Here is a 23,365-nt window from a genome sequence, read left to right as displayed (position 1 = left end):
CTGGTGTGTCGTAGATGCCGAAACCGGGACGACTGGCATGTTTCGCTCATGACCCTCGTCTTCGACGGTAGAACCGGCGTCTCGGACAGCGAAATCGATCCGACTCCACGCAACGGTGACCCCGACTGGGCGGCCATGGAATCCGTGGATGGAACACCGGCACCGGATTCCCGGAACGACGGGACCGGGCGACGGCATTCGCGGTGGTTCGTGGCGATGACGGCGGTGATCGGTGTGGTGGCGTTCGCCGCACACGATCGTCTGCTGTCGTTCGACTCCTTGTACGGATTGTTCGGCAACGGTGTCGACGCGCTCGTCTACCGACACGGCGGTGCAACCGTGCTCAGTAGCGAAGAGCTGTACTCGTTCTCGCTGTTCGGCACACTGCCGTTCACGTATCCGCCGTTCGCTGCTGTGCTGTTCGCTCCGCTGGGGTTGCTGTCCGACACCGCGGCCGGATTGCTGGTGAACATATCCAATGTCGTATTGCTCTACGTCGTCGTCCATCTGAGTTGGCGACGACTCGGATACGAGAACTGCACACGGACCAGAGTGGTAAGTGCTGCTCTGGCACTGGGCTGCTCGTGGCTCGAGCCGGTGCGCATGTCGCTGTGGTTGGGTCAGATCAACCTGCTGTTGCTCGTGTTGGTGCTGTGGGATCTCGGCCGGCCCGAGGGCAGTCGGCTTCGGGGGGTCGGCGTCGGAATCGCGGCCGGTCTGAAGCTGACGCCCGGCCTCTTCATCGTCATGTCGATCGTGCAGCGGCAGTGGCGAGCGGCATGGACGGCGGCCGGCACCGGTCTGGTCACGGTGGTGATCGGGTTCGTGGTCGTGTCCTCCGACGCGTGGCGCTATTGGACCTCGGCGATCCTCGCCTCGGACCGAGTGGGGTCGACCACGTCTCCCGCGAATCAGTCGGTTCGGGGAATGGTGGCGCGGGCGTGGGGAACCGAGCACCCGCCGGTGATCGTGTGGTTGCCGGCCGCGGTGGTCGTCCTCGCTGCGGGGATGTGGGTGTCGTACCGAGCTCACCGTGCGGGTAGAACACTGCTGGCCATGACGGTGTGTGGTCTCACGGCCCCGATGGTCTCGCCGTTCTCCTGGGGCCACCATTGGGTGTGGTGTGTTCCGCTGCTGGTGATCGGACTCGACGCGTGTACGAGTTCGCGAACGAGCGGGCGCGGCCGCACGCTGCGTGTCCTCGGAGTGCTCGCCGCCACTGCACCTTTCGTGGCCTGGTATCGCACACAGGCCGATGTTGTGGTGATCGGCACGTTCATGCAGTCCGTATCGCCGATCGTCGACGCCGGACTACGGAACGCGTATTGCGTTGTCTACGTGATCGTTCTGGCGGTGGTGGCCGTAGGACTGCGCAAGGACTCGACGGCCTGCTACGTCCCGGCCACACGTTCTTCGATCTGAACGCGATCGATCAGATGGGCCAGGGCGAAGGGATCGTGTGCGAACATTCGCTCCACACTTGCCTTGTCGGTGCCTTCGACGATCATCGTGGCACCGCTGTGATCGGCGAGTGGGCTCGACGATCGGAGGATCTTGCGGCGCTCGAGTTCGCGCAGCCACGCGCGGTGATCGGTTCGGTGATCGTCACGCCCGGAGGACGTTTCGGGGGTGTAGGTGTATTGGACGACGAACATCGGCATGTCAGATCTCCATGTCCTCGAGCTCCATTCCCTTGGTCTCCTTGATCTTGTACTTGACGAAGAAGAAAGACAGGATCGCGAAGAACGCGAAGAACGAGTAGATGAATCCGAGTCCGATGGTGTCGGACAACGGCGGAAATGCCAGTGTGATGGCGAAGTTGGCGATCCAGTTCGCGGCGGTACTGATACCGAGGGCGACGGCGCGCATTCGGTTGGGGAACATCTCGCCGAGCATCACCCACATGATCGGACCCCAGGTCGCGGCGAAGAAGACCACGAACAGGTTGGCTCCGACGAGAGCAACCGGGCCCCACGGCGACGGCAATTCGAGTTGGTCGCCGCTGCCCACGGCCTGAGTGAACGAGATGGCCGCCAGTACGAGACCGACGAACATCCCGATCGAGCCGATCATGAGCAGATTTCGTCGGCCGAATCGGTCGACGAACAAGATGGCGACGAATGTCATCGAGACATTGATGACCGAGGTGATCACCGAGGTGACGAACGACTGATTCTCGCTGAAACCGACGGACTTCCACAACGTTGTCGAGTAATAGAAGATCGCGTTGATTCCCACGAACTGCTGCAGAATCGCCATGGTGATGCCGACCCAGACGATCGGTTGCAGACCGAACTTCGGTCCACGGATATCGGCGAACGAGGACTTGGATTCCCGGCGCAGGGTCAACCGGATTTCCTTGACCCTCTCGTTCGGGTCCACTTCCCCGGTGATGTCTCCCAGAATGCGGGCCGCTTCTTCGTCGAGGTGCTTTCCGACGAGATATCTGGGCGACTCCGGAATCAGAGTGGCGAGAAAGCCGTAGACGAGGGCCGGTGCGACGCCGACCAAGAACATCCACCGCCAGGCTTCGAGTCCGAACCACAGGTCGTTCGACGGTCCGCCCGCGGCGTTCTGCAGCACCGCGTCCGACAGCAGCGCGGCGAAGATTCCGACGGTGATCGCCAGCTGTTGCAGCGAGGCCAAACCACCCCGGTAGCGGGCCGGGGCAATCTCCGAGATGTACGCGGGCGCGATCACCGAGGCGATACCGATACCAAGGCCGCCGAGTACACGCCAGAGCATGAGATCCGGGACGCTGAACGCGAACCCGGACCCCAGCGACGAGATGGTGAACAGCGCGGAACCGAGCAGCATCACCTTTTTCCGGCCCCAGGTGTCGGCGAGACGGCCGGCGAACCAGGCACCGACCGCACAACCGAGAAGTGCGATGGCGACGGCGAAGCCGGTGACGAACGACGACAGGGCGAAGTTCTCCTGAATGGAGTCCACTGCGCCGTTGACAACGGAGGAATCGAACCCGAACAAGAAGCCGCCGACAGCGGCGGCAACGGTGACTCCGATGACTTTGGCAGTGTGTCGATCGGTGGATTGCGTCATCACGTGACCCAGCTTTCGAGGTGAACCAGCGTCCTTGGTGGTCGATCGCCATCATCGTCCTCGCACCGACGCAATGGGAGCGAAATCGACACGGCATTCGCGGCGGGTGGAAAACGGCTCGCCGAAAACGGCGAATTGTCCGATATTCCACCGGTCGAGCTCGAAGTTGTGGACGAAAAAGGCCGGAATATCGTCCACAACTTCGAGTTCGGCGAGATGCGACTCAACGCGCCTGGGCGTCCGACCACTGATCGAAGGTCTGTAGACCGTGATCCGAATCCTGTGTGGTGACCAGCGTTCCGTCTCGCATCGCGCGGCCGTACGCGCCGGGAAGCGGCACCTCGAGCACCGGGCCGCGCGCACCGATTGCTCGTGCGTAGCGCCGCACCATCTTCGCCATGCGCTCTTCCCGTGGTCCACCGAGATCGGCGACTCGGCCTGCCGGTGGCCGCTCCGCCAGGTCGATCAGTCGCTCGGCGACCTCGCGGGCTGCGATCGGTTGCGAGACCATCCTCGGGACGACCGTCAGTGGACCGAACGAGGTCTGCGACCGGATCTGCGCGGCGAACTCGTGGAACTGAGTAGCTCGCAGGATCGTCCACGGTACGGCTCCAGCGCGAACGAGGCGCTCCTGCTCCACCTTTCCGGCGTAGTACGCGTACGGGGCCTTGTCTATCCCCACGATGGACAACGCCACGTGGTGCCGGACTCCGGCCGCGCCTTCCGCCGTCAGCAGGTTACGGGTGACGGCAGCGAAGAACGCCGTCGATTCCTTCGCCGAGATCGTCTGCGTCGAGGCGACGTCGATCACCGCGTCGACGCCGGACAGGGCGTCGGGCAGTCCCGATCCGGAGACGAGATCCACACCGGCAGACCGCGACAGGACTACCACCTCGTGTCCGCGTTCCCGCGCAACCTCGACGACGTGCACTCCCACGGTTCCGGTTCCACCGGCTACGGCTAGCTTCATCGCGTTTCCACCTGATTCTCGAGTGATGATGCGGACCGCACTGCGCGGCCCTCCACTCTCTGACGACGCAGCCGAGGCGAATGTCTGTCGTGTGTGGCGACCCAGTGCCGGAGTTTGTCCGGATTGAGCACGATCCAGACGCTCGCGACCATGCAGTCGGCGGTGTCGAACCCGATGACGTCGAACCCGATGACGCCGAACACCGCGCCGTCGCGCCGCATCACGATGCCCGACAGGCCGTTGACGGGTTCTATCGACCAGTCGAGATCGATCGACTTGGCAGTGATGCCGCGAACGAAGCGAGCCACCCGATCGGATCCGAGGATGGCATTGCGGGCCGCGGATACATGGCCGCCGCCGTCGCTGACCAACGTGACGTCGGGTGCGAGCACTGAGATCAGGGATGCGATGTCCCCGCTTGCGGAGGCCGACGCGAAAGCCCGCACCACGCGGTCGTGCTCGATGGGGTCGGCAACGGAGCGGCGACGGGAACGGACGTGAGTTCGTGCAGCAGAGGCGAGTTGACGGCAGGCAGCCGGGGATCGATCGAGAACGGTCGCGATCTCGTCGAACGGAACGGCGAACGCGTCGTGCAGTACGAATGCGACTCGTTGCGCCGGACCGAGCGATTCGAGTACCACGAGAAGTGCCAGCGTCACCGATTCCTGCTGCGCAACTCGGTCGGCGGGGTCCGCGGCGGCAGGAGTCTCGGAGTCGAGGCCGCGGACGGGTTCCGGCAGCCACTGCCCGATGTAGTCCTCGCGGCGAGCGCGAGCAGAGCCGAGCAGGTCGAGACAGATGCGGCTCACGACGCGGGTCAGCCACGCCGCTGGAACGTCGATGGCTTCACGTTCGACGTCGGTGAGTCGGTACCAGCGAACGAGAGCCTCGGATGCGGCGTCCTCGGCGTCGCTGTAGGAGCCCAGCATCCGGTAGGCGATCCCGATCAGCCGACCGCGTTCGTTGTTCATCGGATCGCACCATAGCGCGAGCGGACGATACCGAGTTCGAGGTTACGGACGAAAAAACGCGAAAATCCGTCCGTAACCTCGAACTCGGCGGGCCGTACTAGACGCTGGCGACACCCGGCGCGAGGAAGCGCCGACCGGTCGCTGCCTCGGAGGCACCGCTGCGGTCCAGGTACGGGGTGATGCCGCCGTTCCAGAAGCCGAAGCCGCCGCCGAGCAGCAGGCAGAGATCGATGTCCTCGGCTGCAGCTACGACTCCCTCGTCGAGCATGATGCGGATTTCGTCGGCGAATGCCCGACGGGTCCGGTCGAGAACCTGCTCGGCAGTCGAGGGCGAATCGCCCTGCGGCCACAGCGCGGCGACCTCGGGATCGACGACCTGGCCCTCGGGTCCGTAGGTCCACACACCAGGCTTCTTCGCCTCGACGAGAGCGCGGAATCCCGGCGAGTCCTTGAACCTCTCCGGGTATGCCTCGGCGAGGGTCTCCGCGGTGTGCAGTGCCACGGCCGGGCCGACGAGAGCCAGCAGGGTCAGCGGACTCATCGGCATGCCGAGTTCGCCCACTGCGCCGTCGGCGACATCGAACGGGGTGCCCTCGTCGATGGCGCTGATGATCTCGTTGGACGCACGTGTGACGAGACGATTGAAGACGAATCCGGGGAGATCCGCAGACAACACGGCCGACTTCTTGAGGGTCTTGGCCGTCGCGAATGCCGTTGCCAGGGTGGCGTCGTCGGTCTTCTCACCCTTGACGACCTCGAGCAGTGGCAGGACCGCAACGGGGTTGAAGAAGTGGAAGCCCACGACGCGCTCGGGGTGCTTCAGGTCTGCAGCCATCTTGGTGATCGACAGCGAGGACGTGTTGGTAGCAAGGATCGTTTCGGCAGAGACGAACTCCTCGACCTCGGCGAACACCTTCTTCTTCACGTCGAGGTTCTCGAACACGGCCTCGATGACGAAATCGGTGTTCGCGAACGCCGACTTGTCGATGGAGCCGGACACCAACGCCTTCAACCGATTCGCGGCATCGGGGGACAGACGCTTCTTGCCGAGCAGCTTGTCGATCTCCCCGTGGACGTACCCGACACCCTTGTCGATGCGCTCCTGATCGATGTCGGTGAGGATCACCGGCACCTTCAGCTGGCGCACGAACAGCAGGGCGAGCTGGCTGGCCATCAGGCCGGCACCGACGATGCCGACGCCGGAGATCTTGCGCGCCAACGACTTGTCGGGTGCACCGGCCGGACGCTTCGCGCGCTTCTGCACCAGATCGAAGGCGTACAGCCCGGCGCGGAGCTCGTCCTTGACCAGCAACGTCGACAGCGCCTCGTCCTCGGCCGCGAAGGCCTTGTCGAGCGAGGCCGAGTCGGTGATGTCGGTGCTCTTGGCGAGCTCGAGCAGATCGACTGCGGCGACGGGGCCCGGTGCGAAATTACCGGTCTTGCCGGCCACGATGCCCCTGGCACGGGCGATGGCGTCGTCCCAGGCCTGTCCGCGGTCGATCTCGGGACGGTCGGGAACGATCTCGCCCTTGACGACCTGAGCAGCCCACGCGAGGGACTGTTCGAGGAAGTCGGCTCCGCCGAAGAGGGCGTCGGCGATGCCGAGATCGAGTGCCTGCTGCGGCTTGAGGACGCGGTTCTGGTTGAGAGCGTTCTCGATGACGACGGTGACGGCGTTCGAGGCTCCGATGATGTTGGGCAACAACTGGGTTCCGCCCCATCCCGGGACCAGGCCGAGGAAGGCCTCGGGCAGGCCGAGGGCAGCGGCGTTCTCTGCGACGGTGCGGTAGTGCGAGTGCAGTCCCACTTCGAGGCCGCCGCCGAGTGCAGCACCGTTGATGAAGGCGAACGTCGGAATCGTCGACTCGCGCAGGCGACGGAACACCTTGTGCCCGAGCTGCCCGATCTGCAGCGCCTCGTCCTTGGTCTCGATGTTCGGCACACCGTTGAGGTCGGCACCGACGGCGAAGATGAACGGCTTGCCGGTGACGGCGATGGCCACCGGGTTCGCTGCGAACGCCTCGTCGAGTGCGGCGTCGAACTTGGCCAGACCGCCGGGACCGAAGGTCGACGGCTTGGTGTGATCGAAGCCGTTGTCGAGCGTGACGAGGGCGATGGAGCCCTCGAGCCCCGGTACGGAGACGATCTTGGTGAATGCGTTCGTGACTACCTCGTCGGTGAACGCTGTGGTGATATCACTCATTTGGCTGCTCCCGAGTAGTCAGCGTGGTTGGGGTTCTCCCAGATGACGGTGCCGCCCATGCCGAGACCGATGCACATGGTCGTCAGGCCGTAGCGCACGTCGGGCTGCTGAGCGAACTGGCGGCTCAGCTGCGTCATCAGGCGAACGCCCGAGGACGCGAGGGGGTGGCCGCACGCGATGGCACCGCCCCACTGGTTGACGCGGGGGTCGTCGTCGGCGATTCCGTAGTGCTCGAGGAAGGCGAGAACCTGGATGGCGAAGGCCTCGTTGATCTCGAACAGGCCGATGTCGTCGATGCTCAATCCGGTTCGGCCGAGCAGCTTTTCGGTCGCGGGGACCGGTCCGATGCCCATAACCGCCGGGTCGACGCCGGCGAAGCTGAAGCCGACCATCCGCATTCCGATGTTCAGGCCGAGCTCGTGCGCGGTGTCCTCACCGGCCAGAATCGCGGCGGTTGCGCCGTCGTTGAGTCCAGCGGCGTTGCCTGCGGTGACGCGGCCTGCGGGCCGGAACGGCGTTTTGAGCTTGGCGAGGTCTTCGATGGTGGTGCCGGGGCGAGGCGGCTCGTCCTCGGTGGCCAGGCCCCAGCCTGCGGCCGACTTGGTGGCGACGGGCACGAGGGTGTCGGCGATGTAGCCGGCCTTCTTGGCGGCGTCGTACTTGTTCTGGCTGGCGACGGCGTACGCGTCGGTGCGGTCCTTGGTGATGCTCGGGAACCGGTCGTGCAGGTTCTCGGCGGTGTTGCCCATGACCAGCGCGCTGGGATCGACGAGCTTGTCGGCGAGGAAGCGCGGGTTGGGGTCGACGCCTTCACCCATCGGGTGGCGGCCCATGTGCTCGACGCCACCGGCGATGACGACGTCGTACTGGCCGAAGCCGATGCCCGATCCGGTGGTGGTCACCGAGGTCATCGCGCCTGCGCACATGCGGTCGATGGCGAAGCCGGGGACGCTGCGGGGGAGTCCGGCGAGCAGTGCGGACGTACGTCCGATGGTCAGGCCCTGGTCACCGGTCTGCGTAGTCGCGGCGATCGCGACCTCGTCGATCCGTTCGGGAGGGAGGTTGGGGTTCTTGCGAAGCAGTTCGCGGATTGCCTTGACGACGAGGTCGTCTGCGCGAGTGTCGGCGTACATGCCCTTGGGGCCTGCCTTGCCGAACGGGGTACGGATGCCGTCGACGAAGACGACATTCCTCTGTGAGCTGGTGGACGCGGGTACAGACACGCTTTTCGATCCTCCCGACAGATGCGGACGACTCGCCCGGGTGCCCGGACGCGTCCACTACTGTAGCCGGTATTACCCGTCGGTAACTTGGGAAGGGTCCAGTGCCTTCGCCAGTACCGGCACCACCAGCGTCCGCTGCCAGGGTCGGGCCCCGCCGTCGGCCAGTCGGGCCTCGATCAGCTCGGCCGGGTCCACGTCGGAATCGACCGGATTCTGCCAATCCCACACCAGGCGGCGCAGCAGATCCGGCATCAACAAATTCTCGACCGGCACCGCAACCGATTCGCTGAGCTCGGTCATCGCGGCTCGTACGTCGGCGAGTCGCGCCGCTGCGTCGGGATCGCGGCGAGCCCACCGATTGACCGGAGGCGGGCCGTCGAACGAGGCTGCCATCGAGGGCAATTCGGACGTCGGAAGCGCCCGCGCACGGGTCAGAGCCGAGGCCCACAATCGGGACGATCTGCGCTGACGGGGACCGCCGAAGACCGGCAGTTGCTCGAGCTCCCGCGAGGATTTCGGGTCCGCTGTTGCCGCCGCCACGATCGCCGAGTCGGGCAGTACCCGGCTCGGTGCCACATCACGCTTGGCTGCCAGTTCGTCTCGCGTGGTCCACAATTCGCGAACGGCAGCGAGGGTGCGGGGAGATTTGATCGCATGGATCCCCGACGTCCGACGCCATCTGTCGGTCTTGGGTTTGGGTGGCCCGAGCGTGAGGATGTGGGCGAATTCCTGCGCTGCCCAGTCCGTCTTGCCCTGCTGTTCGAGCTCCTCGGCCATCGCGTCGCGCAGTTCGAGAAGAACCTCGACGTCGAGCGCGGCATAGTTCAGCCAGGTGTCGGGCAGCGGCCGGGTGGACCAGTCGGCTGCCCCGTGGCCTTTCTGCAGGGCCAGTCCGAGGGTGCGTTCGACGATGGCACCGAGCCCCACGCGATCGAATCCGGCGAGGCGTCCTGCCAGTTCGGTGTCGTACAGCGTGGCAGGCACCAGGCCGAGTTCGCCGAGCCCGGGTAGGTCCTGATCGGCGGAGTGCAATACCCATTCGAGCGGGTTGATCACCTCGGCGAGCGGGGCGAGATCGCCGGTGACCGGGATCGGATCGAGCAGGACCGTGCCAGCGCCGCGGCGACGGAACTGCAGCAGGTAGGCGCGCTGGGAGTAGCGGAAGCCGGAGGCGCGTTCGGCGTCGACGGCGAGTGGGCCGTGACCTGCTGCGAGCAGAGCGGCAGCGGCGCGCACGGCGTCCGGCGTGTCGACCACGTCGGGTACGCCGTCAGCCGGGGCCAGTAGCGGAACGGCGACAGGCGCGTTCGCCTCGTCGTCCGGCGTGGTCTCGGGAGAACTCTCGGCTGACATGAGATGTGACTCTAGGCCCTGCGGGTTCGAGAACCGCCCACTATGTCCGGCTGGAACTGCGCTGGCCGAGGGTGGTGATGCCCGCAGGCGGCAAACCGGCCGCGTAGGCGAGCACCTCGCAGAACGCCTCGACGTGCGTCGAGAGGTCCTCGGACGTGGCCGTCCACGAGGCGCGCAGTTCGAGCTGGTGGGCCTTGGGTGGACCGGCGATGTCGCCGTAGCGCACCGAGCTGGTCGAAGTGACCGTGCCGCCGAGTGCGTTGAGCGGCTCCGACCGTGACTCCAGCGCGTCGACCAGCCAACTCCATCCGACCTCGGGGAGCAGGGGATCGTCGGCGAGGGACTCGTCGACGTCCGCCTGGATGTATGCGACCAGTCGAAGGGTGCCGTTCCATGCCTCGGCACCGTCGGGGTCATACAGCAGAATGAGGCGGCCGAAGGCGTCGCCGTCGCTCTGTTCGTCGACCTGTTCGGAATCGGGATGCTTGACCTCGGCACCGATCGCGTAGCTGTAGGGGGCGAGACGCTGCGGCGGCCGGATCGGACCGATTTCGATCGCCGGGTGTACCTGAGCCCGATGCATCGCGTCGATGGCGGCGCGGAACGGCGCAGGTTCGGCGGTGGAATGGGGTTCGGTCACGTCACCGGACGTTAGACGCGTCACGTTGCCCCGAGGCGGAGGCGCGCCGAGCCGTGATGCAACCGAAGTGGGTGTGTCGCCCTTGGTGGCGGGAGCTTTCCCGACGCGTGGCAGCATGGAACCCGATGAACGCCGAACCGCACGCCACAGCCCCAGCCCGCCGGGAACTCCCGGACGCACCGTTCCTGGCCGCGATCGCGGGTCGAACTCCCTCGCGTCGGCCGGTGTGGTTCATGCGCCAGGCCGGTAGGTCGCTGCCCGAGTACCGCAAGATTCGTGCAGGCATCGGCATGTTGGATTCGTGCTTCCGGCCCGATCTCGTGGCCGAGATCACTCTTCAACCCGTTCGCCGTCATGACGTGGACGCGGCAATCCTGTTCTCGGACATCGTCGTTCCGCTCAAGGCCGCCGGTATCGATCTCGACATCGTCGCAGGCACCGGACCGGTCGTGGCGCAGCCGGTGCGGTCGGCTGCCGACGTCGCGGCTCTGCCGGTCCTGACCGTCGATCAGGTGGAGCCGGTGGCCGACGCGGTGCGGATCCTCACCCGCGAGCTCGCCGGTACGCCGCTCATCGGTTTCGCGGGTGCACCGTTCACCCTCGCGTCGTATCTGGTCGAAGGCGGCCCGAGTCGCAACCACGAGAAGACCAAAGCGCTCATGCGGTCCGATCCGGCGACCTGGCACGCCCTGCTCGACGCATTGGCCACCACGACGATCACCTTCCTGCAGGCTCAGTTGGCCGCAGGCGTCGACGCCGTGCAGGTGTTCGACTCCTGGGCGGGTGCGCTGTCCCTCGCCGACTACCGCGAGTACGTCCTGCCGCACTCGCAGCGAGTGTTCGAGGCCGTGTCCTCGGCCGGTGTGCCGAAGATCCACTTCGGCGTCGGAACCGGAGAGTTGCTCGGGGCGATGGGTGAGGCAGGTGCCGATGTGGTCGGCGTCGACTGGCGGATTCCACTCGACGACGCCGTGCATCGTGTCGGCAACGGCAAAGCCTTGCAGGGCAATCTCGATCCGGCGGTGCTGTTCGCCGGTTGGGACGCCGTCGAGACCGAAGTTCGACGCATCGCCGCCGAGGGAGACCGCGCTGTCGCGGCCGGTGCGCGCGGACATGTGTTCAACCTCGGACACGGAGTGCTTCCCGATACCGATCCCGACATTCTTACGCGCGTGGTGTCGCTGGTGCATTCGTTGTGACGGTGCGGCGATATGCCGTCGTCGGCGGCGGAATCTCCGGCCTCGTCGCGGCGTATCGCCTTCGGCAGTCCTGCGGGCCGGATGCCGAGATCACTCTCGTCGAGTCCTCGTCTCGCATCGGCGGCACGCTGCGCACCACCGCGGTCGGCACGGACTCCCTCGACGTCGGTGCGGAGGCCTTCATCGGTCGACGTCCCGAGGTGCCGGCACTGCTCGCCGAGCTCGGTCTGTCGGATCAGCTGGTGTACCCGGCACCGGTGCGACCGCTCGTCTTCTCCGGCGGTCGAACACACCCGCTTCCGCCCGGCACCCTGATGGGCATCCCGTCGTCCGCCGATTCCGTTCGGGATCTGGTGGACCCCGAAGACCTGCACGTCATCGAGACCGAAACCGCCCGGCCCTTCGCCTGGACCGCGGGATCGGATGTCAGCGTGGCCGAACTCGTGGGCACCAGATTCGGCTCCCAGGTGGTCAGCCGTTCGGTTGATCCGCTGCTCGGCGGCGTGTACTCCGGTTCGTCGAGCTCCATCGGCGTCCGCGCGGCACTGCCTACGTTGGCTGCGGCATTGGACGGCGGAGCGGCGAACCTCACCGAGGCAGTGCAGGCAGCACTGCCCACCCCGTCGCCGGGGCCGGTGTTCGGCGGACTGCGCGACGGCTATGCGGTGTTGCTCGATGCCCTCGTCGCTGCGACCGATGCCAGGACGGTCTTCGGAGCAGGCGTCGGCGAGATCCGCCGCGAGTCCGACGGATGGTTCGTCGACGGAGTCGGATCCGTCGACGGAGTGGTGCTCGCGGTCCCTGCCCCAGTTCTCGGTCGGCTCATCGCCGAGGTGGCACCCGCGGCGTCGCAGGCCGCGCGGGAGATCGAACTCGCATCCTCGGTCGTCGTCGCGCTCGCGTTCCCCAAGACCACGGAGCTACCCCAGAATTCGGGAATCCTGGTGGCCACGGACGCGGGCCTGGACGTCAAGGCATTCACCCTGTCGAGCCGCAAGTGGCCACACCTCGGTGAGCGTGACGCGGTACTGCTGCGGGCCTCGCTCGGCCGATTCGGTGACACCACGGCGTCGGACCGATCCGATGCGGAGTCGATAGAGACAGCCTCGAACGATCTGCGGACGGTAGCCGGAATCGATGTGAGGCCGCTCGCCGCGACCGTGCAGCGCTGGCCGGGGGGCCTGCCGCAGTACGCGCCGGGTCACCTCGATCGCGTCGCCGCCATCGAGGCCGGGGTCGCCGACCTACCCGGCCTCGAGGTCACCGGGGCCTGGCAGCGCGGCGTCGGGGTGCCGGCGTGTATTGCGTCCGCCACCACCGCTGCCGCTCGTCTGATCGAAGTGGCACGATAGGGCCATGGCACGCCTCGATTACTCAGCGCTCAACTCGACACTTCGCTACTTGATGTTCTCGGTCTACAAGGTCACGCCCGGCGTTCTGGGCGAGGATCGGGCCGCGGCCGCGAAGGAAGCGAAGGTGTTCTTCGAAGGTCGTGAGGACAAGGGTGTCGCGGTGCGCGGGGTCTACGACATCGCCGGCATGCGCGCCGACGCCGATTTCATGGTGTGGACCCACGCCGAGCGCATCGAGGACCTGCAGTCGACGTATTCCGATTTCCGTCGCACCACCGCGCTGGGCAAGGCGAGCACACCGGTGTGGAGCAACACCGCGCTGCACCGTCCGGCCGAATTCAACAAGAGCCACGTCCCGGCCTTCATCGCCGGTGAGGATCCGGGCGCGTACATCTGCGTCTACCCGTTCGTCCGCTCGATCGACTGGTACCTGCTGCCCGACGACGAGCGTCGCACGATGCTGGCCGACCACGGCAAGGCAGCACGCGACTACAAGGACGTTCGGGCGAACACCGTGCCGTCGTTCGCGCTCGGCGACTACGAGTGGATTCTGGCCTTCGAGGCTCCCGAGCTCGACCGCATCGTCGACCTGATGCGTGACCTGCGGGCCACCGAGGCGAGGCGTCACGTGCGCGAGGAGACTCCGTTCTTCACCGGCCCTCGGGTCGAGGTGGACGCGCTCGTCGAATCTCTGCCGTGACGACCACGGGCACACCCGCGATCGAAGCCGTCCTGTTCGACTTCTCGGGCACGCTGTTCAGGCTCGAGGAGGAGCCCTCGTGGTTCGACGGCGTCCACGACGCCGACGGCACTCCGGTCGACGGAGCGGGAGCTGCAGAGCTGATGCGGCGCATGACTGCTCCGGTCGGGGAGACTGTGGAGTTCGACGACGCCACCAGACACGCCTGGCGAAACCGAGATCTCGACCCGGCGCTGCACCGACAGGCGTACCTGCACGTGCTCGCACAGTCGGGGGTCAGCGACCCGCAGCAGGCCGAGTCGGTGTACGGACGCGTGATCGACGCAGATTCCTGGACGCCGTATCCGGACACCGAAGCGGTGCTGAAAAGGCTTGCGCACGAGTCGGTTCGGGTCGGAGTGTTGAGCAACATCGCCTTCGACATCCGTCCTGCGTTCGTCGATCGCGGTCTCGATCGGTACGTCGACGAATTCGTGCTCTCGTTCGAGGTGGGTCACGTCAAACCGCAGCCCGAGATCTTTCGGCACGCCGTCGCCGCTCTGGGCGTCGATCCGTCGCGGACGCTGATGGTCGGCGACAGCGACGAGGCCGACGGTGCCGCGCGGGAGATCGGATGCAACTTCGCTCTCGTGGATCCGGTGCCGACGGCGCAGCGGCCGGATGCACTGCTGGCAGCGTTGAGCGCGTTCGGAATTCGATGACCGGGGTGGTTCGATGACCGGAGCGGCCGGCGTCCAGCACATGGGCCACTGGGGAATGTTTCGGGCCGAGTCGGACGGACGAGAAGTCACTGCGGTCCATCCCCAGGTGACCGACAGCAACCCTTCCCCGGTGTTGGGAAACCTCGTCGGGTCGGTGACCCATCGATCGCGCGTTACCTCACCCGCGGTACGCAGAGGCTGGCTCGAGCGCGGCCCGGGTCCGACCGACAAGCGTGGCAGCGATGAGTTCGTCGACGTCTCGTGGGACGAGTTGACCGACCTGCTGTCCAACGAATTGCGCAGAGTTGTCGGCACATACGGCAACAGCGCCATCTACGGCGGCTCGTACGGGTGGGCGAGTGCCGGACGCTTCCATCACGCGCAGAGCCAGGTGCATCGCTTCCTGAACTGCATCGGCGGTTACACGCGATCGGTGCACAGCTACTCACTCGGTGCGACCGGTGTCATCATGCCGCACGTTCTCGGCGCGCACTGGAAGATGTTCTCGCGCTCCACATCCTGGAACGTGATAGCCGAGCACACCGAATTGTTGGTGGCGTTCGGTGGAGTTCCGGTGAAGAACACCGGCATCAATCACGGCGGTACGTCCGATCATCCGACGGTCGACTCACTCGACGCGATGCGGGCTCGCGGTGGGCAGATCGTCACCGTGAGTCCGCTACGCAACGACATAAGCGGCGACGCTCGATGGATTGCGCCGCGACCCGGTACCGACGTGGCGATGATGCTGGCACTCGCGTACGTGCTGGCCGACGAGAAGCTGCACGACACAGCGTTTCTGGAGAAGTACTGCGAGGGATACCCCGAGTTCGAGCGCTACCTGCTCGGCAGCACGGACGGCACACCCAAGACCCCGCGGTGGGCGTCGACGATCTGCGGCATCGAGGCCGCGGTGATCGCGGATCTGGCCCGAGAGATGGCGTCGAAACGCACGATGGTGACGGTCACCTGGTCGCTGCAGCGGACGCGGCACGGCGAGCAGGCCCCGTGGATGGGCGTCACCTTGGCGTCGATGCTCGGTGGGATAGGCGTTCCGGGAGCAGGATTCGGGCACGGGTACGGGTCGATGAACGAGCCCGGTCTGGCCCCGGTGCCGTATCCGTTGCCGACTCTGCCGCAGGGGATCAATCCCGTTCCCGACCTCATTCCGGTCGCCGCCGTCTCGGACATGCTGCTGAACCCGGGCTCCCAATTCGATTACGACGGTAAGCGATTGACCTATCCCGACATCAAGATCGTCTACTGGGCCGGCGGCAATCCGTTCCACCACCACCAAGACCTCGGGCGGCTGCGTCGCGCGCTCGGCAGAGCCGACACGGTCGTCGTACACGATCCGTACTGGACACCGATGGCCAAGCACGCCGACATCGTCGTCCCGTCGACCACGTCGTTGGAGCGATCGGACCTGAGCTGCACGCGCAACGATCCCTTGCTCGTCGCCATGTCACCCGCCGCTGAGCGCTTCGCCGAATCCCGCGACGATTACGACACGTTCGCCGAGCTGGCGACGAAACTCGGTGTGGGCGAGCAGTTCACCGAGGGGCGTAGCTCGCAGCAGTGGCTCGAGCACATGTACGAGCAGTGGCGCGGATATCTACGCGCCGACGGCGTCGACACTCCGGAATACGAAAACTTCCGGCGTGAGGGTTCGTTTCGGATGAAGACCGAGGACGATCTGACGTTCTTCGAGGATTTCCGACGCGATCCGGTGGGCAACGCGTTGCGCACCCCGAGCGGGAAAATCGAGATCTTTTCGGCGACGGTGGACGGGTTCGGCTACGACGACTGCCAGGGTCATCCGATGTGGTTCGAGCCGACCGAGTGGCTCGGCGGACCGAGGGCCGAGCAGTTTCCGTTGCACCTGATCGCCAATCAGCCGCGCACCAGGCTGCATAGTCAGCTCGATCACGGTGCGGTGAGCCGGAACTCGAAAATTCGGGGCCGCGAGCCGATACGCATGCACTCGTCGGCGGCCGGGGCCAGGGGAGTGTCGGACGGCGACGTGGTGCGGGTGTTCAACGACCGCGGTTCGTGCCTGGCCGGTGTGGTCGTCGACGACGCGCTGCTCGAGTCTGTCGTCCAGTTGTCCACAGGGGCCTGGTACGACCCCGAAGATCCGGCCGATCCCGATTCGATGTGCGTTCACGGGAGCGTGAACGTGCTCACCGCAGACGAGGGATCGTCGGCGCTCGCACGCGGCTGCACCGGCCAACACGTGTTGGTGGAGATCGAACGCTACGACGAGCCGTTGCCGCCGATCACAGCGTTCGATCCACCGGTTCGGTCCAGGGTCAGAACACGACCCGAGAGATGATCTCGGCGACGAGTGCAGGCTTGTCCTCGCCCTCGATCTGCAACGTTCCCGCCGTCACCATCTGCAGTGCTCCGCCGGATACCTCTTCGACCGAGACGAGGGTGGTTTGCAGACGCACGTGGGCTCCGACCTTCACCGGGTTGATGAAGCGAACCTTGTTGGAGCCGTAGTTGATTCCGAGCTTGGTGTTCTCGATGGTGTAGATCTGCCAGTTGAGCATCGACACCAGGGACAGGCTCAGAAATCCGTGGGCGATAGGTGCTCCGAAGGGGCTTTCCTTCTTCGCCCGCTCGACGTCGACGTGGATCCACTGATGATCGCCGGTGGCGTCGGCGAAGGTGTTCACCCGTTCCTGGGTGATCTGCAACCAATCGCTGGTGCCCAGGTCTTCGCCGACGGCCGCTTTGATCTGCTCTGGTGACGTGAAAGTGCGCATGCTCACAGTATGGACGAAGCAGCGCCGATCAGGATGCAGGCTTGAGTGTCAACGAAATCGAGTTGATGCAGTACCGCTGGTCGGTCGGCGTGGGGTAGCCCTCCCCCTCGAAGACGTGGCCGAGGTGGCTGTGGCAGGTGCGGCAGATGACCTCGACGCGACGCATCCCGAGCGAGGTGTCCTCCTTCAGGATGACGGCGTCGCTGTCGGCCGGGTCGAAGAACGACGGCCAGCCGCAGTGCGACTCGAACTTCTCGGTGCTGCGGAACAGTTCGGCACCGCAGGCGCGGCATTCGTAGATGCCCTCGGTGGTGGTGTCGGTGTATTCGCCGACTCCTGGGCGCTCGGTGCCTGCCTGCCGCAGCACCGCGTACTCCTCGGGGGTCAGCTTCTCGCGCCACTGTGCATCGGTGAGCTGGACGGCCGGGGCGGAATTGTTGTCGGTAGCTGAACTCATGCTCACACGCTAATACGTTTTGTCGGGCTATGCCGTTTTCGCTGGTGGTGCGCTCGGCAGTAGGTAGCTGGGTTCTATTCCGTCCTCCAACCGCCCTTCGCTGCGTGCGGCGAACCAGCGGGCGACGAGGACCCCGAAGATGACGACGATCAGCAGTGCCCAGCCGAAGGTGGTGCGCAGGTAGTCCAAGGCCCGGCCGGTTTCGATCCAGCGCCCCGAGAGCCATCGGTCGTAGTTCATGAACCCGTAGATCGCGAGCCAGGCGGGCCAGTTCCGCAGCACCGAATTCTTCAGCACGACGGTCATCAGCAGCGGGAACAGCATCATCGAGTAGTACATCTGGCCGAGCGAGCCCAGCAGCCAGTGCGCGGTGAGGATCAACCCCGATGTGGTGGCGAAGAAGAACAGACGGTCCTCGCGGCAGTATCGGTAGAGCAGCCACAGCGAGATGAGAACCATGATTCCCAGTACCGCTCGTATTCCGAGGGTGAGGAGTTCGGGGACACCGTAGTAGCGGCCGTTGCCGACGACCGCGCTGTTGAAGTAGTCGCGAGTCTGCAGCAGGTACGGCAGCGTGCGATCGATGAAGTTCATCGGATCCACCGACAACGGCCAGGCGATGGCCATCATCAGGACCGGAATGGCGATCGAGGTGATGAACACCTTCCACTGACGCGTCATCAGCGGGAGCAGGAGGAGCGGCGCGAGCATCGGCTTGATCGCCAGAGTCAAACCCATGGCGACGCCTGCCGACAGGTCCTTGCGCTGAAGGAGGAACCCGAGGAAGGCCACCTCGCCGAGCAGAACGAAGCCGTTGAAGTTGGTGAACACCAACGTGTTGGTGACGGTTTCGCTGACGAAGGCAGCCAGCAGGAGAGCGGGGGCCGCGACCGAATCGAGCCGGAACCCGAAGATGCGCAACAGGATGTACAACGCCAGGAGAATGGCGATCGTGCTGGCGAGGATGAACAGCCAACGAGACCGCTCGGGGTCGATGACGGCGATGGGGGAGAGCAGCATCGTCGCGCTCGGTTGGTACAGGTAGTGCGGATCGACGGAGTCGAAGTTCGCGGTGTACACCGGCTGACGGTTGAGAAATGCCAGGGCAGCGCTGTACACCGGGTTGAAGTCGTTGGTGATGTCACCGTTGACCGCCTTGATCACCACGCGCTGGATGACGGTCATGATGGCGATCGGCCACAGGGCGTACTTGATTACCTCGGCGGTCGTCCGCCCCGAACGCGGCTCCAGAAAGCTAAGTGACACCCGGGAACGGTACCCGAGGCGGTGACCGTCCCGGCGAAGGACACCCCGCGACGGGTACCGACTCAGGCGGGGCAGACCGTGCCGTCGGTCGGAAGCGCGGTGTCGCGTGCGTAGTTCACCGCTGCGCTCTGCAGACACTGCGATCCGCCCAGGCTCGGATGCCCGCTGCCCTGCCATGCAGCCGAGGCGACGCCTGCACCGGTCGCACCGACCAACCCGGTGACCGAGGACAGTCCGCCGTTGCCGACGATCGGGTCGCCTGCGTTGGACAGGACCAATACCGGAACGTCCAGAGAGGTGGGCAGGGGAGTGGACGGAGCCGTCGGCCAGGACGAGCACAGCAACGCCGTCAGTGCAGCATCGGTGCCGTAGATCGGATAGCGGTCGGTCCACTGCGAAGTCAGGTCGCGAACGCCCTGCGGTGATGGCCACTGCTGCCCGTCCGTGCACCGAGACACGAATTGCCCGTCGGTGCCGTAGGCGTTGCGGCCTCGCTCGGCGAGGGCGGACAACGCGGTGGTGTCGGACCCGGCAGCCGAGGACAGGGCGGCGGCGAGCCCGGTGGCCCGAGACGACGCGTCGCCTGCTGTCGAGGCGAGGGCGAAGGTGATGCCGTCGAGAATCTCGTGCGTGGACAGCGGTGAGAATTCGCCACCGGCGGCGCGTCGGAGCAGCTGCGCGACGGCGGCCGTCGGGTCGGGGCCGAGGGAGCAGTTCAGCGCGACGCATCGCTGCGCGAACGCACCGAACGCTGCTTCCTTGCCCTGTGTCCGCTGCTCTGCCAACGTGATCTGGTCGGCACCCACTCCGGCCGGTGAGTCCAGGATCAGGCGCGAGATGTTGGCCGGAAACTTCGCTGCGTAGGCCAACGCGGTGAGCGCGCCGTTGCCCGAGCCGATCAGGCCGATCTGTTCCACGCCCCAAAGTTGACGCAGACGGTCGAGATCGTCGGCGGCGTAAGTGGTTCCGAAGGCGAGCTCCTGCGGCTGCAACGTGTCGGTGCACTCGATCGTGGCGTCACGACCGGCGTCGACAGCGCGGTCGACGCTGTCGGCATCGGATCTGGTGAACTGTCCCAGCGCGTCGACGTCCGTTTTGGTCGTCGGGTCGATGCAGTCGACGGCGGTGGATCGGCCGATGCCGCGTCGATCCACCGCGACGATCGGATGGGCCTCGAGCAGCGTCGCGAGCGGGCCGGCGGCCATCGTGGCCAACGTGGCAATCGAGGACCGATCCGAACCGGACGTGAACACCAGCGGTCCCGCATCGGTGGGTGTTCGGTCGAGCCGAGCTCGCAGCGCGCCGACGGCGAAGGTGCCGAACATCTGCCCGCTGGCATCGACGTCTGCTTCGTACTCTGCGCATTCGAGTGTCAGCCCGGGGGTGGTGGAGGTGAGCCCGAAGGTGCCGAGTGTGGCTGTGGTGCAGTCGGTCCAGGCGAGATCGGTAGCGGGAACGGCAAGCGCGACCGGTTCCGGTGGCGCGTCCGCCGAGGTTTCCGCCGGTTGACCGGGGGATCGTTGTTCCACCGCGACGTCGGGTCGGAGCGACGGGCCGGCGCCGCAGGCCGCGCACATCGTGGCGAGGACGAGGACCGCGGCGAGCAACGTTCGTTTCTGCGTCACCGTGCGAGGCTATCGACTTTTCGATCGTTGCCGGGTGGCGCGCAGCTCATGGGCGACGAACCCAGCGCGTGAGCAGCGTTCCGTCCGCATCGCCCAGAACGTGTGCCCGGTGCATGGGCGTGTCGGACGCGACGCCTGCGTGGGCGATACGGCCCGCCTCTCCTGCGACCAACATCGGCGAGGTCGTCAGACACAATTCGTCCGCCGCCCCGTCGGAGACGAGTTGCCCGAACAGTCCCGGTCCGCCCTCGCACAGGATGCGGCGGAATCCGAGGTCGCTCAGCGTCGCAACGATGTCGCCGGTCGACACCGATTCGCCGGACACCCCGATCACCGTCGCACCCGCCGAACGAAGCGCGGCCACTGTCGAGCTGTCCGCCGCCGCGGAGGTCAGCACCACCGGCTGCACGTCGGCGTCGGTGACCAATCGAGAATCCGCATCGATGGAACCGGAGGCGGTCACCACCACGATCGTCGGAACCGGTTCGAGTCCACCGGCCACCCGCCGTGCCTTCGCTTCGGCGGACAGCGAAACGCCGCCGTAGTTCTCGGCGCGAGCGGTTCCGGCACCGACCAGTACGGCGTCGCAGAGTTCACGCAGAATGCCGAACAGTCGGGCGTCCGCGGGGGTTCCCAGGCCCGCCGACTTACCTTCAGCGGTGACCGATCCGTCGATGCTGGCGACGAAGTTCGTGCGGATCCACGGTCGGTCCAGTTGTGTGGGGTAGGAGTACAGGGCCCGTATGGCATCGTCGTCGAGGATCGAGCCGACGGCGGGCGCGGAGTCGGCTGCCTGCTCCGATGTGAAGTAGGTCCCATTATCGAGAAGCTGCATGAGAGAGATCAGACCACGTCGTTACGCTCGACAAATGCCCGCACGCCTTGTCGACCGAAATCCCGTGGTCCCCTCCGATCAGTTGATCGCGCAGATGGTCCCGCCGGCGATGTTCGACGACGTCAGTTTCTCCTCGTACATTCCCGACCCCAAGGAGCCGACGCAGGCTGCTGCGGTCGCGAAGGCCGAGGAGTTCGCGAACAAGGTGCAGAAGATCCGCGGCAAGGGCAAACGAGGTCTGTTCGGCAAGAAGACCCCGGCCATCGGTGCAGGCCTGTACCTCGACGGCGGCTTCGGTGTCGGCAAGACTCACTTGCTCGCCTCGATCTACCACAGCGTTCCCGAGCCCAAGGCGTTCGGCACGTTCGTCGAGCTGACGCACGTGGTCGGTGCTCTGGGCTTCAACAAGGCCCTCGAAGAACTCTCCAACCACAGCGTGCTGTGTATCGACGAGTTCGAGCTCGACGATCCCGGCGACACGATGTTGGTCTCTCGGTTGCTCTCCGAGCTCTCGCAGCGCGGAGTGTCCATCGTCGCGACCTCGAACACCTTGCCCGGGCAGCTCGGTGAGGGTCGCTTCGCCGCCGAGGACTTCATGCGGGAGATCAAGAAACTCGGCTCGATCTTCGAGTCCATCCGGGTCGACGGACCCGACTACCGCCATCGCGACCTGCCCCCGGCTCCCGAGCCCACGTCCGAGGCCGAGCTGGTAGACCGCGCCGATACCGTCGAGGGCGCAACCCTGGACGATTTCGACGAGCTGCTGGCGCATCTGAGCACGCTGCACCCCTCGCGCTACGGCAAGTTGCTCGACGGCATTCCTGCGGTGTTCCTGAAGAACGTGCACCCGGCATCGGATCAGGCCATCGCCCTGCGCCTGGTGGTCCTCGCCGATCGCCTGTACGACGCGGGTATCCCGGTGACGGCGTCGGGCGGCAAGCTCGACGAGATCTTCACCGAGGAGATGTTGGCCGGCGGCTACCGCAAGAAGTATCTGCGCGCCACGTCGCGGCTGCTCGCGTTGTCCCGTTTCGCCGCAGTCGGCTGAGCGGTCGTCACAGCCTCACCTCCATGACGTAGTCGTCGTGTGTCTGGACGCCGACGACGAATTTCTTGGTGCCCACGATCTGGAAGCCGTGTTTGGTGTAGAACTTCTGCGCCCGTACGTTCTGTTGGTTGACACCCAACCATGCTGCCGCACAACTGGATTCGCGTGCCTGGCTCAGCGACGACGACATCAGTCGGCCCGCGGCTCCGCTGCCGTGCTGGGTCGGTTCCACGTAGAGTTTGCTGATCTCGATGGTCGGCTCGTGCGACAGGGTGGCGCGAATATCCGGGTCGGTGGGCGTCCCCGACACGAGCATCGCGTAGCCCACCACGTGAGCGTCCACAGTTTCGTCGATCAGGACGGCTCTGTTCGGATCGGCGATGTAGTTCTCGAAGTGCTCGGCCGACAGCACGTTCGAAATGAACTGCTCGATGTCGTCGGGCCGGGTTCCCGGCGGGCAGGCGAGCGGAAAGGTCGACGCGGCCACCTCGGCGACGCGATGTGCATCGCCGAGTGTTGCTACCCGCACGGTCACAGCAGATCCACTGCGTTCTTGGCATCGCGCAACGACATACCGGTCCGGTCGCGCAGCAGTTTGATGGCCGAGATCGTCTTGCCCTCCGATTTGAGGGACTGCAGTCGCGGGATCAGATCGTTCCAGGGTGTCGGACCGGATTGCGCGGCGTCGACGATGGTGGCCGAGGACGGAAGGGGCTCGCCGCGCTGGACGCTTTCGATCGCGATCTTCGCGTCGTGGAGGCCGGCACCTGTTCGGTCGCGAAAGACCTTGATCGCCTGGAGCTTCTTGTTGGCGGCCAGAAGCTGATGAATGTCTGCGCGGGCGCTCTCGTCGAGACCGACGAACATGATGTGGCGTGAGGTGTCCGAGGACGAGCCGGGCTTCTTGCGGGCCAGCAGCCACGCCGCGAGCACCGCCGCGTCGACGAGGACCAACGCCACGATGAACCATCCCCAGGTCGGCATGCCTTAG

At 65.7% G+C, this 23,365-nt stretch carries 22 protein-coding genes; 7 read left to right on the top strand and 15 right to left on the bottom strand.

Annotation, left to right across the window (positions count from 1 at the left end):
• Nucleotides 1-48: 48 nt before the first annotated feature.
• The gene (locus CH306_RS22595; protein ID WP_094630065.1) at nt 49-1,422 is read left to right on the top strand and encodes a glycosyltransferase 87 family protein; all 1,374 of its coding nucleotides are present in this window, start codon (nt 49-51) and stop codon (nt 1,420-1,422) included.
• On the opposite strand, the gene CH306_RS22590 is transcribed toward CH306_RS22595, so the two are convergent.
• From CH306_RS22590 to CH306_RS22555, 8 genes are all read right to left on the bottom strand, one after another.
• The gene (locus tag CH306_RS22590; protein ID WP_032397932.1) at nt 1,392-1,661 is read right to left on the bottom strand and encodes a YciI family protein; all 270 of its coding nucleotides are present in this window, start codon (nt 1,659-1,661) and stop codon (nt 1,392-1,394) included. The genes CH306_RS22595 and CH306_RS22590 overlap by 31 nt on opposite strands.
• Before the next feature lies 1 nt (nt 1,662).
• Nucleotides 1,663-3,060, bottom strand: a complete 1,398-nt coding sequence (locus tag CH306_RS22585; RefSeq protein WP_094647983.1) for a sugar porter family MFS transporter — start codon at nt 3,058-3,060, stop codon at nt 1,663-1,665.
• 223 nt (nt 3,061-3,283) lie between these two features.
• Complete coding sequence (locus CH306_RS22580; protein ID WP_094647982.1) at nt 3,284-4,030, bottom strand: SDR family oxidoreductase; 747 nt, start codon at nt 4,028-4,030, stop codon at nt 3,284-3,286.
• On the bottom strand, nt 4,027-5,001 hold the full coding sequence (gene sigJ / locus CH306_RS22575) for an RNA polymerase sigma factor SigJ (protein ID WP_094647981.1): 975 nt from the start codon (nt 4,999-5,001) through the stop codon (nt 4,027-4,029). Before sigJ ends, CH306_RS22580 begins: the two co-directional genes overlap by 4 nt.
• A gap of 97 nt (nt 5,002-5,098) precedes the next feature.
• On the bottom strand, nt 5,099-7,204 hold the full coding sequence (locus tag CH306_RS22570) for a 3-hydroxyacyl-CoA dehydrogenase NAD-binding domain-containing protein (RefSeq protein WP_032397935.1): 2,106 nt from the start codon (nt 7,202-7,204) through the stop codon (nt 5,099-5,101).
• Nucleotides 7,201-8,427, bottom strand: a complete 1,227-nt coding sequence (locus CH306_RS22565) for a thiolase family protein (protein ID WP_045195380.1) — start codon at nt 8,425-8,427, stop codon at nt 7,201-7,203. Before CH306_RS22565 ends, CH306_RS22570 begins: the two co-directional genes overlap by 4 nt.
• A gap of 72 nt (nt 8,428-8,499) precedes the next feature.
• Nucleotides 8,500-9,780 carry an HRDC domain-containing protein gene (locus tag CH306_RS22560; protein WP_094630061.1) on the bottom strand — a complete coding sequence of 427 codons (1,281 nt, stop codon included), beginning with the start codon at nt 9,778-9,780 and terminating at the stop codon, nt 8,500-8,502.
• A gap of 40 nt (nt 9,781-9,820) precedes the next feature.
• Nucleotides 9,821-10,420, bottom strand: coding sequence for a DUF3000 domain-containing protein (locus CH306_RS22555; protein WP_032397938.1), 600 nt, complete (start codon nt 10,418-10,420; stop codon nt 9,821-9,823).
• A 125-nt stretch (nt 10,421-10,545) separates the two neighbouring features.
• Here CH306_RS22555 and hemE point away from each other — a divergent pair, with 125 nt between their 5' ends.
• Genes hemE through CH306_RS22530 form a run of 5 tightly spaced genes read left to right on the top strand, consistent with a single transcriptional unit; the run spans nt 10,546 to nt 16,707 of the window.
• Nucleotides 10,546-11,619, top strand: a complete 1,074-nt coding sequence (gene hemE / locus CH306_RS22550) for a uroporphyrinogen decarboxylase (protein ID WP_045195375.1) — start codon at nt 10,546-10,548, stop codon at nt 11,617-11,619.
• A complete protein-coding gene (locus CH306_RS22545) occupies nt 11,616-12,971 on the top strand; it encodes a protoporphyrinogen oxidase (protein ID WP_094647980.1) in 1,356 nt (451 codons plus the stop codon). The genes hemE and CH306_RS22545 overlap by 4 nt, the downstream gene beginning before the upstream one ends.
• A 4-nt stretch (nt 12,972-12,975) precedes the next feature.
• Nucleotides 12,976-13,671 (top strand): hydrogen peroxide-dependent heme synthase, encoded by a 696-nt coding sequence (gene hemQ, locus CH306_RS22540; protein WP_094647979.1) that lies wholly within the window; start codon nt 12,976-12,978, stop codon nt 13,669-13,671.
• Nucleotides 13,668-14,372: an HAD family hydrolase gene (locus tag CH306_RS22535; RefSeq protein WP_032397942.1), complete on the top strand. Its 705-nt coding sequence runs from the start codon at nt 13,668-13,670 to the stop codon at nt 14,370-14,372. Before hemQ ends, CH306_RS22535 begins: the two co-directional genes overlap by 4 nt.
• A gap of 13 nt (nt 14,373-14,385) precedes the next feature.
• Nucleotides 14,386-16,707, top strand: a complete 2,322-nt coding sequence (locus CH306_RS22530; protein ID WP_179272744.1) for a molybdopterin-dependent oxidoreductase — start codon at nt 14,386-14,388, stop codon at nt 16,705-16,707.
• On the opposite strand, the gene CH306_RS22525 is transcribed toward CH306_RS22530, so the two are convergent.
• The 5 genes from CH306_RS22525 to CH306_RS22505 all read right to left on the bottom strand — a co-directional run bounded on the left by CH306_RS22525 (nt 16,685) and on the right by CH306_RS22505 (nt 21,326).
• Nucleotides 16,685-17,143 carry a MaoC family dehydratase gene (locus tag CH306_RS22525; RefSeq protein ID WP_045195371.1) on the bottom strand — a complete coding sequence of 153 codons (459 nt, stop codon included), beginning with the start codon at nt 17,141-17,143 and terminating at the stop codon, nt 16,685-16,687. The two genes, CH306_RS22530 and CH306_RS22525, sit on opposite strands and share 23 nt — an antisense overlap.
• 28 nt (nt 17,144-17,171) lie before the next feature.
• Nucleotides 17,172-17,600, bottom strand: a complete 429-nt coding sequence (gene msrB, locus CH306_RS22520; RefSeq protein ID WP_032397944.1) for a peptide-methionine (R)-S-oxide reductase MsrB — start codon at nt 17,598-17,600, stop codon at nt 17,172-17,174.
• A gap of 27 nt (nt 17,601-17,627) precedes the next feature.
• A complete protein-coding gene (locus tag CH306_RS22515; protein ID WP_094647978.1) occupies nt 17,628-18,866 on the bottom strand; it encodes a glycosyltransferase family 87 protein in 1,239 nt (412 codons plus the stop codon).
• Nucleotides 18,867-18,928: 62 nt separating this feature from the next.
• A complete protein-coding gene (locus tag CH306_RS22510; RefSeq protein ID WP_094647977.1) occupies nt 18,929-20,491 on the bottom strand; it encodes an alpha/beta hydrolase in 1,563 nt (520 codons plus the stop codon).
• A gap of 46 nt (nt 20,492-20,537) precedes the next feature.
• On the bottom strand, nt 20,538-21,326 hold the full coding sequence (locus CH306_RS22505; protein ID WP_045195366.1) for a pyrimidine reductase family protein: 789 nt from the start codon (nt 21,324-21,326) through the stop codon (nt 20,538-20,540).
• A 34-nt stretch (nt 21,327-21,360) separates the two neighbouring features.
• On the opposite strand from CH306_RS22505, the gene zapE reads away from it, so the two are divergent.
• Nucleotides 21,361-22,374, top strand: a complete 1,014-nt coding sequence (gene zapE, locus CH306_RS22500; protein WP_094630055.1) for a cell division protein ZapE — start codon at nt 21,361-21,363, stop codon at nt 22,372-22,374.
• Nucleotides 22,375-22,381: 7 nt separating this feature from the next.
• Here zapE and CH306_RS22495 read toward each other — a convergent pair whose 3' ends face one another.
• The gene (locus tag CH306_RS22495) at nt 22,382-22,909 is read right to left on the bottom strand and encodes a GNAT family N-acetyltransferase (RefSeq protein WP_094647976.1); all 528 of its coding nucleotides are present in this window, start codon (nt 22,907-22,909) and stop codon (nt 22,382-22,384) included.
• Entirely contained in the window at nt 22,906-23,358 is a 453-nt protein-coding gene (locus CH306_RS29185; protein WP_179272743.1) for a hypothetical protein, read from the bottom strand. Before CH306_RS29185 ends, CH306_RS22495 begins: the two co-directional genes overlap by 4 nt.
• Nucleotides 23,359-23,365: the final 7 nt, after the last annotated feature.

The sequence above is a fragment of the Rhodococcus sp. 15-725-2-2b genome, assembly GCF_002259075.1.
Lineage (GTDB): Bacteria > Actinomycetota > Actinomycetes > Mycobacteriales > Mycobacteriaceae > Rhodococcoides.
Note: the sequence above shows the minus strand (reverse complement) of the source record. Positions and strands in the feature narration are given on the sequence as shown.

Coding starts and splice junctions, on each gene's coding strand:
- CH306_RS22595 (WP_094630065.1), top strand. CDS start 49: ATGACCCTCGTCTTCGACGGTAGAACCGGCGTCTCGGACAGCGAAATC.
- CH306_RS22590 (WP_032397932.1), bottom strand. CDS start 1,661: ATGCCGATGTTCGTCGTCCAATACACCTACACCCCCGAAACGTCCTCC.
- CH306_RS22585 (WP_094647983.1), bottom strand. CDS start 3,060: ATGACGCAATCCACCGATCGACACACTGCCAAAGTCATCGGAGTCACC.
- CH306_RS22580 (WP_094647982.1), bottom strand. CDS start 4,030: ATGAAGCTAGCCGTAGCCGGTGGAACCGGAACCGTGGGAGTGCACGTC.
- sigJ (WP_094647981.1), bottom strand. CDS start 5,001: ATGAACAACGAACGCGGTCGGCTGATCGGGATCGCCTACCGGATGCTG.
- CH306_RS22570 (WP_032397935.1), bottom strand. CDS start 7,204: ATGAGTGATATCACCACAGCGTTCACCGACGAGGTAGTCACGAACGCA.
- CH306_RS22560 (WP_094630061.1), bottom strand. CDS start 9,780: ATGTCAGCCGAGAGTTCTCCCGAGACCACGCCGGACGACGAGGCGAAC.
- hemE (WP_045195375.1), top strand. CDS start 10,546: ATGAACGCCGAACCGCACGCCACAGCCCCAGCCCGCCGGGAACTCCCG.
- hemQ (WP_094647979.1), top strand. CDS start 12,976: ATGGCACGCCTCGATTACTCAGCGCTCAACTCGACACTTCGCTACTTG.
- CH306_RS22530 (WP_179272744.1), top strand. CDS start 14,386: ATGACCGGAGCGGCCGGCGTCCAGCACATGGGCCACTGGGGAATGTTT.
- CH306_RS22525 (WP_045195371.1), bottom strand. CDS start 17,143: ATGCGCACTTTCACGTCACCAGAGCAGATCAAAGCGGCCGTCGGCGAA.
- msrB (WP_032397944.1), bottom strand. CDS start 17,600: ATGAGTTCAGCTACCGACAACAATTCCGCCCCGGCCGTCCAGCTCACC.
- CH306_RS22505 (WP_045195366.1), bottom strand. CDS start 21,326: ATGCAGCTTCTCGATAATGGGACCTACTTCACATCGGAGCAGGCAGCC.
- zapE (WP_094630055.1), top strand. CDS start 21,361: ATGCCCGCACGCCTTGTCGACCGAAATCCCGTGGTCCCCTCCGATCAG.
- CH306_RS29185 (WP_179272743.1), bottom strand. CDS start 23,358: ATGCCGACCTGGGGATGGTTCATCGTGGCGTTGGTCCTCGTCGACGCG.